General features: G+C 69.8%; 9 protein-coding genes and 2 pseudogenes. 3 read left to right on the forward strand and 8 right to left on the reverse strand.

What is annotated here, in order from left to right; genetic code table 11:
• Positions 1 to 2: 2 nt before the first annotated feature.
• A complete protein-coding gene (rpmF, locus tag OHS81_RS34965; protein WP_328390043.1) occupies positions 3 to 173 on the reverse strand; it encodes a 50S ribosomal protein L32 in 171 nt (56 codons plus the stop codon).
• Between the two features lie 263 nt (positions 174 to 436).
• Between rpmF and OHS81_RS34970 the strand changes: the two genes are divergently transcribed.
• Entirely contained in the window at positions 437 to 2,353 is a 1,917-nt protein-coding gene (locus OHS81_RS34970) for an NAD-binding protein (protein WP_328390045.1), read from the forward strand.
• A 159-nt stretch (positions 2,354 to 2,512) separates the two neighbouring features.
• On the opposite strand, the gene OHS81_RS34975 is transcribed toward OHS81_RS34970, so the two are convergent.
• The gene (locus tag OHS81_RS34975; RefSeq protein WP_328390047.1) at positions 2,513 to 3,073 is read right to left on the reverse strand and encodes a universal stress protein; all 561 of its coding nucleotides are present in this window, start codon (positions 3,071 to 3,073) and stop codon (positions 2,513 to 2,515) included.
• 370 nt (positions 3,074 to 3,443) lie between these two features.
• Here OHS81_RS34975 and OHS81_RS34980 point away from each other — a divergent pair, with 370 nt between their 5' ends.
• Complete coding sequence (locus OHS81_RS34980) at positions 3,444 to 6,077, forward strand: sensor histidine kinase (protein ID WP_328391648.1); 2,634 nt, start codon at positions 3,444 to 3,446, stop codon at positions 6,075 to 6,077.
• A 383-nt stretch (positions 6,078 to 6,460) separates the two neighbouring features.
• Here OHS81_RS34980 and OHS81_RS34990 read toward each other — a convergent pair whose 3' ends face one another.
• From OHS81_RS34990 to OHS81_RS35010, 5 genes and pseudogenes are all read right to left on the reverse strand, one after another.
• Complete coding sequence (locus tag OHS81_RS34990; RefSeq protein ID WP_328390051.1) at positions 6,461 to 6,601, reverse strand: hypothetical protein; 141 nt, start codon at positions 6,599 to 6,601, stop codon at positions 6,461 to 6,463.
• Positions 6,602 to 6,623: 22 nt separating this feature from the next.
• Entirely contained in the window at positions 6,624 to 7,400 is a 777-nt protein-coding gene (locus OHS81_RS34995) for a GNAT family N-acetyltransferase (protein WP_328390053.1), read from the reverse strand.
• Between the two features lie 195 nt (positions 7,401 to 7,595).
• Positions 7,596 to 8,405, reverse strand: coding sequence for an SDR family NAD(P)-dependent oxidoreductase (locus OHS81_RS35000; protein WP_328390055.1), 810 nt, complete (start codon positions 8,403 to 8,405; stop codon positions 7,596 to 7,598).
• A 501-nt stretch (positions 8,406 to 8,906) separates the two neighbouring features.
• Positions 8,907 to 10,712: pseudogene (gene kdpB, locus OHS81_RS35005) on the reverse strand (potassium-transporting ATPase subunit KdpB).
• Positions 10,712 to 10,879, reverse strand: a pseudogene (locus tag OHS81_RS35010) (potassium-transporting ATPase subunit KdpA); the annotation flags it as partial. The pseudogenes kdpB and OHS81_RS35010, both read right to left, overlap by 1 nt.
• A 148-nt stretch (positions 10,880 to 11,027) precedes the next feature.
• Here OHS81_RS35010 and OHS81_RS35015 point away from each other — a divergent pair.
• Positions 11,028 to 12,341 carry a cytochrome P450 gene (locus OHS81_RS35015; protein WP_328390057.1) on the forward strand — a complete coding sequence of 438 codons (1,314 nt, stop codon included), beginning with the start codon at positions 11,028 to 11,030 and terminating at the stop codon, positions 12,339 to 12,341.
• Positions 12,342 to 12,445: 104 nt separating this feature from the next.
• Here the strand turns inward: OHS81_RS35015 and OHS81_RS35020 are convergent, their stop codons facing one another.
• Positions 12,446 to 12,868: a MerR family transcriptional regulator gene (locus tag OHS81_RS35020; RefSeq protein ID WP_328390058.1), complete on the reverse strand. Its 423-nt coding sequence runs from the start codon at positions 12,866 to 12,868 to the stop codon at positions 12,446 to 12,448.
• Positions 12,869 to 12,921 lie beyond the last annotated feature (53 nt).

Here is a 12,921-nt window from a genome sequence, read left to right on the forward strand (position 1 = left end):
GCTCAGCTCTCCGGGCGAAGGAGTCCGCGTCGGCATGCCGTGGCCGGCCGCTGCGGTACGGGGCGGGACGGGCCGTCGACGGTGACGGGCACGAGCTGGGTGGTCGTGGCCTTCCACTGGGCGCGGCGGTGGCGGGTGTTGCTGCGGGACGTCTTTCGTTTGGGTACGGCCATGGGGGACCTCCGGCGTGGTGGCGTGAGGTGCACGCTATATGAAAATGGATTCCATTATCAAGTTGAGCTTGCCTCAACCCCTGGTCTCGTCGTCCGCCCCCTGTGGTGCCCCCTGTCACTGCAGGAGCCCTTTACGCGAGTGCCGGCATATGCCGGCACTCCAGCGGCGGAGGTGGGCCGAACCAGGCCACCCATACGCAACCTTGACGCCGAACTGTTGTGCGTACCGGAACCGTGCGCCCCACCCCGGCAATCTTGATGACGTGACGTCAACTCTCCAGCTGCGTATGCCATTCGGTCAGCGCTCCCGGCACATGGTCATCTGCGGAGACGACGGGCTCGCACGTCGTCTGGCGGTGACGATGGATGCCGTGTGCGGTGAGGCGGTCACGGTCGTGCTGCCCTCGCGGCGTGAGGGGCACGCGCCGGAGATCGCCGCGCTGCACCGCGATCCGCAGTCGCCGGTCGAGCTGCTGGTGTCCGCCCGTCCGGACGAGCAGACGCTGCGTGCTGCGGGGGTGGAGCGGGCCGCCGCGCTCGCCCTCACCTACCGCGACGACCAGGTCAACGTCACCGCCGCGCTGCTCGCCCGCACCCTCAACCCGACCATCCGCCTGGTCATCCGCATGTACAACCGAGAGCGTGGTCAGCACCTCGAACGGCTTCTGGACCGCGCCGTGTCGGCGCTTGGCCGGAACGAGGACATGGCACTGGACATGTCCACCACGGTGCTCTCCGACACCGACACCGCGGTGCCCGAGCTGGTGGCCGCGGCCGCCGTCGGCCGGGGGCACACGCTCCAGGTCGAGGGACAGGTCTTCCGCGGCGTGGTCCGCCCCGCCCGCACTCCGCCTCACCCCGCAGACCTGGCCACACTCGCCGTGCTGTCCGGCGCCCACCAGGATGACCCGGCCAGCGAGGACAGCCCCGAGACCCCCGGCGAAGAGGGCACCCAACTACTGCCCGACACCGTCACCTCCTACCACCGCCAGTTCACGCACGGCCGGCTGATGCTGGAAGAGGTCACCCATCACCACCCGCCCGAGTCCCCGCCGCGCGCCCGGCGCAGCTACGGCGCCTGGCTCCGGGACCGGCTGGCGCATCTGCCGTGGACCGTTTTCCTCTCCCGCGAAGTCATCGCCGTCTTCGGTGCGCTGGCCGCGATCGTGCTGGTGCTGGCCGGTGCCACCGCACTGGCCGAGCCCGGCCCGCTGTGGAAATCGCTCTACCTGCCCCTGTTGGACATCTTCACCATGGGCGACCCGGCGACCGACGAGTCGCCCGCCCGCCGGGTACTCCAGCTGATTGCCGGTTTCGTGGGCCTGGCCGTACTGCCGCTCGTGGTCGCCGCGACGATGAACGCGACCGACGCATTCCGCAGGGCCTCGGTCGGGCACCCGCCGGCCGAGGGCCTGACCGACCACATCGTGCTGGTCGGCCTCGGTAAGATCGGCACTCGCGTACTGGCCCAACTGCGCACCACCGAACATCAAGTGGTCGTGATAGAACGCGATTCCAGCGCCCGCGGCGTAGCCCTCGCGCGCGAACTCGGCGTTCCCCTGCTGCTGGAGGACGCCGGCGCCCCCGGCGTGCTCGACCGGGCGCGCATCCGCCAGAGCAAATCACTGCTGGTGCTCACCCGTGACGACGGCGAGAACCTCGACATCGCCATGGCCGCCCGCGAGAGCAATCCCCAGGTGAGGGTGGTGCTGCGGCTCTATGACGACGACTTCGCGGCCACCGTCTCCCGTACGATGCGCGCCTCCTACCCCGACGCCACCACCCGCAGCCGCTCCGTCTCGGCACTCGCCGCGCCCTCCTTCGCCGCCGCCATGATGGGCCGCCATGTTCTGGGCGTCATGCCGGTCGAGCGCGGCTCGCTGCTTTTCACGACCGTTGATGTCGGAGGCCACCCGGAGCTGGAGGGTCGCTCCATTCACCAGGCTTTTCGTGAGAACGAATGGCGCGTCCTGGCCGTCGGCACCGCCGTCGAGCCCTCGTCGCCCGGCTCGACGGACACCCTCGGCGGCCTACGTCTCGACCGCCCCGGCTTCAACTGGCGCCCGTCGCACGGACGGATCCTGCGCTCCGGCGACCGTGTGGTGGTGGCATCGACCCGGCGCGGTCTGGACTTCCTGATGACGGGAGTGCAGCGGCATCCGGCAGACCCGTGTACGTGAACGGCGCCCGGCGAGCCCGCCCGCCGGGGCGCCGATCCAGCTGGGTTCCGCCGTGATCCACCGCGAGACGGTGTGTGAGGGCCGCCTGGGGTCCGAGTACCAGTGCAGGCCACGGATGGTGATCTGATCACCGTGGCCGGCCTGCCGTAGGTGATGGACTCAGTCCGCCAACTCCCGTGCGTCGAGCGGTAGTTTCCATGCATTGCGGCGGTGTACCGCATCGAGTGCGTGGTGCAGGGGGGAAGGGGGCACGGCCAGCACCGGGCAGCAGGCGCGTGCGAGGCAGTACCGGGAGACGGAGGGCCACACCGCTCGGCGCAGCCTGCCGCGGGCTCCGGCTCCCACCACCAGGAGGTCGTCGGGCCGGTCGGCGGCCGCCAGCAGGGCATCGCCCGGTTTGCCGCGTATGACCAGGCACTTCAGTGGCACCTCGGGCCCGGCGCTGCCGAAGGCGTCTTCGAGAGCGCTCAGCAGGCGCTCATTCGCCATCCGGCGCCAGGCGGCCATCGGCGCCGGGCACGGCCCGCCGCGGGGGGCAATGTCGCCCCCGGGAGGCTCCCAAGCCAGTACGGCCCACAACTCGGCTCCGGTGACGCGGGCCTCGGCGGCGGCCCGGTGCAGAGCCGTCAGGCTCCCCAGTGAGCCGCTCACACCGGCCACGACGCGTCGGCCGCCGGGTCCGCCCATGGGGCCACGCTCCTCGTCGTCTATCACGTTCATGTCGTGATTCATCGAAATCCCGGCGACAGGGCGATGGCGACGTGTTGGCGCTTCCCTGACGAAAGGAGGGGAGTCCCTGACGACTCCATGACGGCAACACGCGGCGGATGACACCGAGCAGCAGGGGCGGTGGCCCAGGCCCCGTCATCGGCGGGCGGGGCACCGCACAGCCACGGGGGAGCGGGCCTTCTGATGCCGGCACGGGTCAGAGTTGCGTCAACGTCTTCGCGCGCCATCGTGGTATTTGCCACCGTGAAGTGACGATGCTCCTCAAGGACCTCGCACGCCGTCCGGTGCATGTCGCAAGACATCTTCGCCATGCCACCCGGCGTGCCGCTTTCCCGAAGAGGGGTACGTGGAGGAGTACGTGATGGCGCGGGGCAGCGATGTGACCGACGGGCCGGGCTCGCGTCCCGGCAGGCTCAAGGTCTTTCTCGGGGCCGCTCCAGGGGTGGGCAAGACTTACCGGATGCTGGACGAGGGCCGGCGCCGGGCAGCGCGCGGCAAGAACGTGGTGGTGGCCTTTGCCGAATGCCATGGCCGTCCGTCCACCGAGGCCATGCTCGACGGGCTTGATGCGCTGCCGCGTGCGACGCGCAGGAGCGGCGGTGCGGACGTCGGTGAACTCGACCTCGACCTGGTGCTGACGCTGCGTCCGCAGGTGGTGCTGATCGACGAACTCGCCCACACCAATGCGCCGGGCGGCCGCCACACCAAGCGGTGGCAGGACATCGAAGAGCTGCTGGGCGCCGGGATCGATGTGGCGGCCACGCTCAACATCCAGCACCTTGACTCGCTCAGTGATGTCGTCGAGAAGATCACCGGCGTGCCGCAGTACGAGACCGTGCCCGACGAAGTCGTCCGCCGCGCCGACCAGATCGAACTGGTCGATCTGCCGGCCGAGGGACTGCGACGCCGCATGGCACACGGCAATATTTTCCCACCCGAAAAGGTCGATGCGGCACTGTCGCACTACTTCCGGGTCGGCAATCTCACCGCGCTGCGGGAGCTGGCGCTCCTGTGGGTGGCGGGCCGGGTGGACGAGGCGCTGCGCACATACCGCTACGAGCACAGCATCGGCCGGGTGTGGGAGACCCGCGAACGCGTGGTGGTCGCGCTCACCGGCGGCCCGGAGGGCGCAACCCTGATCCGCCGCGCCGCCCGGATCGTGGGCCTCCCCCGAGCTCACAGCTCCGTTCCAACAGGGGGCACCCCCCTCTCCGGCGGCGACCTGCTGGCCGTCCACATCACCCGCAGCGACGGTCTGTCCGGCTCCTCGCCCGCCGCACTGGCCGAGCAGCGTCAGCTCCTGGAGCGTCTCGGCGGCAGTTACCACTCGGTGGTCGGTGACGACGTCCCCGCCGCCCTGTTGGACTTCGCCCGGGCCCAGAACGCCACTCAACTGGTCATCGGTGCCAGCCGTCGAGGAAGGCTGCGGCGGGTGCTGGCGCCCCGAGGCGTGGGGGAGACGGTCGACGGACTCTCCGGCGACATCGATGTCCACACGGTCAATCATGAACATGCCGGTCAGGGGAGAAGATGGCCCACCCCTGGCGGTGGCCTGCCGCGTTCGCGCCGCGTGGCCGGACCGGTTGCGGGCCTCGTACTGCCCCTTCTGCTCACCCTGGCACTGCGGGTGACTTCCGGCCCGCTCGCGCTCAACCTCACCAGCGAGGCTCTGCTCTTCCTGCTCACGGTGCTGGGCGTGGCCTGCATCGGCGGCGTGTTCTCCGCGCTGCTCGCCTCGGTGACGACCTCGCTGCTGCTGAATTACTACTTCATCCCGCCCATCGGCCACTTCACCTTCGCCGAAGCCAATATCGTCGTCGCCCAGGCAGCCTTCACGATCGTGGCCGTCACTGTCGCCGCCATCGTCGACCGGTCGCTGCGCCTGAGCCGGCGGGCCGCGCGGGCGACCGCGGAAGCCGAGGCACTGACCTCGTTGGCGGGCGGCATCCTGCGAGGGGACCGGGCCGTACCCGTACTCCTGGAACGCACCCGCGAGACCTTCGGCATGGACAGCATCGAACTGCGGCCCCGCAGGGGAGAGCCAGAGCGGGGAGCCGTAAGCGGCCCGGTGTCCGGGCCCGAGACCAAGGTCGCGATAGGGGACGACAACCTCCTGGTGCTGAGCGGACGCCGGCTGCCCGCCCCCGAGCACCGCGTGCTCACAGCCTTCGCCGCGCATCTGACGGCCGCCGTCGAGCGCGCGCGACTCGCCGAGGCCGCGGCCGAGGTCGAACCGGTCAAGGCGGCCAACCGCATGCGCACCGCACTGCTCGCCGCGGTCGGACACGACCTGCGTACGCCCCTGGCCGGCTGCTGGGCCGCGGTCAGTTCGCTACGCAGCCAGGACGTGGACTTCTCCCCCGAGGACCGGGAAGAACTCCTCGCCACCGCCGAGGAATCCCTGGCCAAACTCAGCCGCTTGGTCGACAACCTCCTCGACATGAGCCGGCTCCAGGCAGGTGCGCTGACCCTGCGCCTGGAACCCATCGCGCTCACCGAGGTGCTCCCCACGGCGCTGGATACCCTGCCCGACTCACTCCCACAGGCGCTCGTACACGTCGTGACCCAGGGGCTGGAGACCACCCCCGATGTGCTCGCGGACCCGCCGCTGCTGGAACGCGTCATCGCCAATCTGGTGTCCAACGCGGTACGCCATTCGCCCGCCGGGCGCCCGGTCACCATCGGCGCCAGCGCGCTGTCCGGGCGCGTGGAACTGCGGGTCATCGACCGTGGCCCCGGCATACAAATCACCGACTGGGAGAGGGCGTTCGAGCCCTTCCAGCGTCTCGGGGACACCGACAACACCACCGGACTCGGGCTCGGCCTCGCGCTCTCCCGCGGCCTCACGGAGGCGATGGGCGGCACGCTCACGCCCGAGGAGACCCCCGGAGGCGGCCTGACGATGGTCGTCTCCCTGCCGGCCGCACCCGTGCCCCTCGCGGACTCCCCCGGGAAGGAGTGTCGGACGAGGCAGGAGACATGGACTGAGGCGTGAGAGAGCACGCACAAGGGACGCGGGTGCATCGCGGGCGTGGTCCAGTCGGGTGTATGCGCCGTTCGAATGCCGTTAGGGAACCGGCCGCCGTGTTCGTAAGTCGTCGCGTGGGCCGTCACGGTGGAAGGGATCGGGGAAGTGGGCAGCGAATTGAGGAGGTTCCTGATGCGCCGAGACATGATGTCGGCGGTGGTGTCGTGAGCGCGGAGCGCATCGTGGGGCTGCTGGTGGCGGCATCGCTGGTCGTGCTGCTCGTGATCGGGGTCAAGTTCCCGGACCGGTTCTGAGGTTGTAGTCCGCGTCCCTGCCCGGGAAAACCGGGTGAACCGTCGCCGACCAGAATTTCCGGCACTCCGCAAGGAAATCTACCGGGTGTTGTCGGGTTACTGCGGCGTCCGGCAGGGCGGGCTGATCGTGTAATGGAGGGTGAAGGAGTCGTCCCGCCGGTTGAGGTCGTGGACGGACAGTTCGTGGGCGCCGTTGAGGATCTTCGCTTTGGCGAGGGGTGTGCGGTGCGGCTTCATGGCTCCTTGTTCCGGGCGGTGTTCAGGCGGGGAAGCCGACGACCCGGCGGGCGGGTTGTCCGGTGAGGTGGTGAACGTACTCGTGCTCCAAACGGAAGCCGGCGGTCCAGGCGAGTAGCCGGCTGGGACGGTTGTCGCGGGAGCAGGTCCAGCTCGGGGTGTGGCCGCGGGCGGCGATGTCGCGGCACAGGGCGGTGACGCAGGCCAGGGCGAGGCGCCGGCGCCGGTGTTCGGGGACGGTGACGCAGGCGACGTCTTCGTACGCGGTGCCACGGAAGTACGTACAGGCTACGGCGAGGACGCGGTCCTTCTGAACGGCCGCCCAGCCGTGACCGGAGGCGGCGAGACCTGCCGGAGAGCCCCAACTGGCATGAATCCAGGCCATGTCCGGGGCCAGCGCGATGAGCGCCGGGGCGTCTCCGGGTGTCAGCCGACGTACCGTCACGCCGTGGGGCGGGCGCGGAGGCGACACGGGGACGCGGTGCACGTACGCCATGCGCTCCCAGGGCACGAGCAGATCGAAGGCGCTGCCCAGCAGGGGCAGGAAGCGGGCCGGGGCCTGCACATAGTGTGCAGAGAAGGGGGCCAGCGCGATCGGAGCGAGGGCGGTGGGTTCGCCGCGGAGCAGCAGGTGGTCGGCGCAGGCCACGGCCACGGCACGGGGATCGACGGCGCGGTCGGCCCACCAGCGACCGGCTCCCGAGACCAGCGCATGTTCGGCCGGCGCTGTCGCCCCGGGGAAGTCGGCCTCGAACCATGACGGAAGCAGCGGGAGTTGGTCGGGGGAGAGTTCGATCACGGAGGGCTCCTTCTGGCGGTCGCGGGGTGGCCCGAGCGGGGCCACCCCGCTCGGCGGTCAGCTCTGTCCGGCCCTGCTGCCGTGGTCGGATTTCGCGGTGCGGCGGGCTCTCTTCTTCCGGGCGAGCTGGGACACCGGCGTCTGTGCCTTTCGTTCTCGGGAGGCTGTCTTGTAGTAGTTCAGGCGGGGTGTTCTTCAGGTGGTGTGGCCGGTCAGCTGGTCGGCCAGTTTGCTGAGGCGCTTGACGGTGCGGTCCTCGGTCGCGGCCTGTGCGGGCTCGATGCGCTGGTCGCAGTCGTAGTAGGCGCCGTTGACGATCTCGGTGGCCGGGTCGCACAGCCGCACGACATGGGCCGCGCCCTCGGCCGCCGGCGTACCGCTGATCGCGTAGAGCGACAGCAGCTCCGTCTCGCAGACGCCCGGGTGGACGGAGACGGCCGTCACCCGGGGATCGGCGGCGAAGACGGTGAGTGCCAGCTGTGACTGGGCGTAGGCGGCGAGCCGGGAGTAGCGGCGGGCGCGCTGCGGGTCGCTCCACTGGATGGAGGCGGTGCGGTGCAGCGACGAAGACACATTGACGACCCGGCCGCCAGGGTCGGTGGTGAGCGCGGGCTCCAGGAGGCAGGTCAGTAGGTAGTGAGCGAGGAAGTTGACCTGGAGGGCGATCTCGTTGCCGTCGGCCGTGAGGGTGTGTTGCTCGGGGGCGGCGATGCCGGCGTTGTTGACCAGGACGTCCAGGTGGGGGTGCTCGGCCACGACGCGCCGTGCCATCGCTTCGACCTCCTCCAGATGCGTGAAGTCCGCTGCGGCCCCGCACAGTTGGCCGGCATCGATGCCTGCGGTGGCGATGAGCTTGTCTGTGGCGGCCTGGGCTTCCTCAGGGGTGCGGCCGTGCACGAGGACGGTGGCGCCGCGCTCGGCGAGTTGCCGGGCGGTTTCGAAGCCGATGCCGGAGGTGGCGCCGGTCACCAGGACGGTACGGGAGGAAAGGTCGGAAGCGGACATGATCCATTCCATGAGGGGAGACGAAGGGGAGGGGCACACCCGATGGCCCCGGGAGGGCTTGAAGGCTGCGGGAACCCCAAACGGGGCGCCGGTTCAGGTCACGGCGCCCCGTAGGGTTGCGGGAGATGGCTCAGCAGGAGGCGGAGGTCTCCGGGCAGCGCGGCGCACGCAACAGATCCGCCGGATGAGGCGGACGGTCGAGAAGAAGCCAGGCGCTGTTCACATCACCCATCAAATGCCCTACCGCGCACGGCTTCAAGAGTCCCCGGGGTCTCTTGACGCACCCCTGATGAGCTGCGGTTTCGGATGGTGCCGAGCGGAGACCGGGTGGCCTGAAGGCGGCCGAGCGGAGGGTCCTTGGCCATCGGCTCGTCACCACGACCGCGAGCAGGGCCAGGGAGAGCAGCACGGCCACCGCGCCTGCGTCCATGCCTCTCCGATCTCCGACAGGCGTACGCCGCCTGGGCTACGTGAGCCCGGCCCCCGGTCGCTTCGCCTTCCTCAGCGCAGGCCGGGGATGAACTGGATGACGAGGTCGATGAGCTTGATGCCGAGGAACGGCAGGACCAGCCCGCCGAGTCCGTACATCCAGATGTTGCGGCTCAGCAGCTTCGCCGCCGAGGACGGCCGGTAGCGCACACCCCGCAGGGCGAGCGGAATCAGCGCGACGATGATCAGCGCATTGAAGACGATCGCCGAGGAGATCGCCGAGGTCGGGCTGTGCAGCCGCATGACGTTGAGCTCGTCCAGCCCCGGATAGACGCCGGCGAACATCGCCGGGATGATCGCAAAGTATTTGGCCACGTCGTTGGCGATGGGGAATGTCGTCTCCGCCGCAACTCGTCGAAGCGCTCGCGCATGCCCTCCTTGACGACGTCCTTGAGATGGATGACTCCCAGGACACGGGCGGCCACCTGAGCATTGCCGTGCCGGGTCACTTCCCCGACGACCAGCGGGGTGCCGCCGCTCGCCGAGATGCCGTCGACGAGCTGGCCGACGTCCGCGGTGGGGTGTCCGTCGTTGTCGCGGACCCAGCGCATCACCGCCGTCGCCGCTCCCTTGCGCAGCGACCGGGCCTCCTGAGGTGCGTCGAGATCCACCCCGCTCATCCGGCTCTGGGCGGTGAAGGGGACGAACGCCGCTTGGGCCAACTCTCCTTCACTGCGCCCGCGCAGCGCGTACTGCTGTTTGGCGAGGACGACGATCGAGCGGCCCTCGGGTGTCTCGTCGGCGATCGACGACAGCTGAGCGGCGTCCGCGAGTTCTTCGGTGGTCACCCCTTCCACCGCCAGGAATTCGGCGGCTTGGCGATTGCCGAGGGTGATGGTGCCGGTTTTGTCGAGCAGCAGGGTGTTGACGTCGCCCGCGGCCTCCACCGCGCGGCCCGACATGGCGAGCACGTTGCGCTGGACGAGCCGGTCCATGCCGGCGATGCCGATCGCCGAGAGCAACGCGTCGATCGTGGCCGGGATCAGGGCCCACGACGAGGGCAACCAGGATGACGAGGGTCTGCCCGGCGCCCGCGAAGACGGCGAAGGGCTGCAGGGTCACCACTGCGACCAGGAAGATGACCGTCAGCGACGCCGGCAGGATGTTGAGCGCGATCTCGTTCGGGGTCTTCTGCCGGGCCGCGCCTTCGACGAGCGCGATCATCCGGTCGATGAACGTTTCCCCCGGCTTCGAGGTGTTCTTCACAACGATCCGGTCCGAGAGCACCTTGGTACCGCCCGTCACCGCCGACCTGTCACCGCCCGACTCGCGGATCACCGGCGCCGATTCACCCGTGATCGCCGATTCGTCGACGCTCGCGACGCCCTCGACCACATCGCCGTCACCCGGAATGATCTGCCCGGCCTCGACGACCACATGATCGCCCAACCGGAGGTCGGCGCCGGGGACTTCCTCCTCGGCGACGTCGGCCGCATCCGACTCCCACCCGGCGAGACGCCGGGCCATCGTGGCGGTCTTCGTCCGCCGCAAGGTCTCCGCCTGCGCCTTGCCGCGGCCTTCCGCCACGGCCTCGGCGAGATTCGCGAAGACCGACGTCAGCCAGAGCCATGCAGTGATCACCCAGGCGAAGACGCTGGGTGTCTTGATCGCCGACAGTGTGGTCAGGACCGCCCCGACCTCGACGACGAACAGGACCGGATGGTGGAACATCGCGCGCGGATCCAGCTTGCGTACGGCGTCGGGGAACGAGGTCAGCAGCTGCTTGGGGTCGAGGAGCCCACCCGAGACCCGTTGTCGCTGAGGGCCGGCGGACGGACCGGTCGGTGAGGAGGGAGCGGGAACGCCGGTCGTGGGCATCAGCGCAGACCCTCCAGACCTTCCGCCGTGGGGCCCAGTGCGAGTGCGGGGAAATACGTCAGGCCGACGACAATGAGCACCACGCCGGTCAACAGCCCGGCGAACTGCGGCCGGTGGGTGGGCAGCGTGCCCGCGGTGACCGGTACCGGCTGCTGTTGGGCGAGCGATTTCTCCGGATTCGGTCACGGGAGCGGAAACCCGGAGGGCTCACTTGAGGTAGGGAAGCGGGGACGGGGGAAACTGGTTGATGCGAGAGCGAGTTGAGTGGCTCCTCGGGCAGATTCGAGGGCAGGACTTGGGGCAGGAGGAACCGTTATGCGCATCCCCGGACCCGAGGACCAGGAGGACGGCGGGCTGAGCGCCGTTGCGGCTGCGGGCGGGCTGCACCGGTACCAGTTACGCCTGCACGAGGCGCACGGACCCGTTGTGCGCTTCCAACTGCCGGGCGCGGATACGGCCGTGTCGGTCGCCGATCCCGTGCTTCTGGAGGCCACGGCGCACATCGACACGCGGCCCGCAGAGCTGTTCGCATTTCTGGACCCGCTGTGCGAGGCCGGCAACCTGCAAGTGCTACCCGTCGACGAGCACACCCCCTGGCGCCGACTACTGCTCTCGGTGCTCGCCGGACGGCCGGCTCACGAGCGGCACTTCGCGCGCTTCACCAAGCTGGCGCGGGAGCTCGCGGACCGCTGGGCGGGGCAGGCCGACGGCGAACCCGTCGAGCTGCAACACGAGTTGACCGCGCTGTCGCTCCGTATGATCTGTGGGTTCGCGCTCGGCGGCGCGGAAACCGACACGGACCGTGTCGTCGCCGCGTTCGAGGAGGTGCTCACCGAGCACCTCGGGCGGCTCTACCAGGTGCCGCGGGCCGACCCGCGCTCGGCGGAGCGGGCCGAGGTGGCCCTTGCATATCTGCGTGAGACGGTCGACCGCGTGGTGGCGGCGCACCGCTCGGGCGGCCGCACCGACCGCAGTGACCTGATCGGGGCGCTCGTCGAGGCCGGTCAGAGCCCGGCGCGTATCCGGGACACCGTGATGGTGACGCTGCTCGCCGCCCATCACACCACCGGCGTCGCCGTCTCGTGGACGCTGCACCTGCTGGGCCGCCATCCCGAAGCGGCCGATCGCGTCGCCGCCGAACTGGACCGGGTGCTGGGCGAGCGCGCCACGCCCGATTACGGTGATCTGCGGCGGCTCACGTATCTGGACATGGTGCTCAAGGAGTCGATGCGCCTGTTCCCGCCCGGCCCGTACGGTGCACGCGAGACGACCGAGGACCTGGTTCTGGGCCCGTACGAGATCCCGGCCGGGACGACGGTGTTCTATCCGTTCTGGGCGGTGCACCTGAACGCTGAGCACTGGCCCGAGCCGGAGCGGTTCGACCCCGAGCGGTTCACACCGCAGGAGGTGGCCAAGCGGCCGCGGCTGGCGTACGTCCCCTTCGGGATCGGGCCACGCAGCTGCGAGGGCGCAGCTTTGGCCACGGTCGAGGCCCAGCTTGTCCTGGCCGTCCTCCTCAAGCACCTGCGCTTTCGGCCCGCGCCGGGGCACGAAGTGACGCCGGTGGAACGATTCGTGCTGTGGGCACGGGACGGCATCCGGATGATGGTGCGGCCACGGGACCTTTAGGTGTGGTGGGGCAAGAGGTTGATGACGTTGTCGATGAGCGGGAGATGCCGCTCATCGGTGACGGCGGCAGCGGCTCCGTCAGAAACGGAGTGCTTGCCGTGGCCTCAGGCCGTCGGGTCCCAGAGCCCGTCGGCCTCGCCGCGGGCGAGGTGGTCGGCGTAGACGCCGACTTTCCAGGAGATGACGGACCGACACTCCTCCAGTGCCTGGATCTGTGCGTCGACGCGCTGCCGGTGGGCTTCGAGGAGCTGCAGGCGTTCCGCCTCGTTGCCCGGACCGTGCCGCACGAGCTCGGCGAAGCGCTTGAGGTCAGCCAGCGGCATCCCGGATTCCCGTAGCTTGACGCAGATCAGCAGCCAGTCGACATCGAGCGCGCGGTACCGGCGTCGGCCGCCGGAGGTGCGCTGCACCGGGCCGACGAGCAGGCCCTCCCGCTCGTAGAAGCGCAGGGCGTGCACGCTGAGTCCGGTCTGCTCGGCCACCTCGCCGATGCTCAGTGGCTTTGCGGGAGTCTCGATGATTGCCATGCGCCACAGACTAGGACTTGATCTAGACCTCACTCCAGATCGTACCTTCGACG

Source organism: Streptomyces sp. NBC_00400, from assembly GCF_036048035.1.
Lineage (GTDB): Bacteria > Actinomycetota > Actinomycetes > Streptomycetales > Streptomycetaceae > Streptomyces.

Bases quoted from the DNA above. Each gene is read 5' to 3' on its own strand.
- rpmF (WP_328390043.1), bottom strand. From the start codon at position 173: ATGGCCGTACCCAAACGAAAGACGTCCCGCAGCAACACCCGCCACCGC.
- OHS81_RS34975 (WP_328390047.1), bottom strand. From the start codon at position 3,073: ATGAACGTGATAGACGACGAGGAGCGTGGCCCCATGGGCGGACCCGGC.
- OHS81_RS34980 (WP_328391648.1), top strand. From the start codon at position 3,444: ATGGCGCGGGGCAGCGATGTGACCGACGGGCCGGGCTCGCGTCCCGGC.
- OHS81_RS34990 (WP_328390051.1), bottom strand. From the start codon at position 6,601: ATGAAGCCGCACCGCACACCCCTCGCCAAAGCGAAGATCCTCAACGGC.
- OHS81_RS35000 (WP_328390055.1), bottom strand. From the start codon at position 8,405: ATGTCCGCTTCCGACCTTTCCTCCCGTACCGTCCTGGTGACCGGCGCC.
- OHS81_RS35015 (WP_328390057.1), top strand. From the start codon at position 11,028: ATGCGCATCCCCGGACCCGAGGACCAGGAGGACGGCGGGCTGAGCGCC.
- OHS81_RS35020 (WP_328390058.1), bottom strand. From the start codon at position 12,868: ATGGCAATCATCGAGACTCCCGCAAAGCCACTGAGCATCGGCGAGGTG.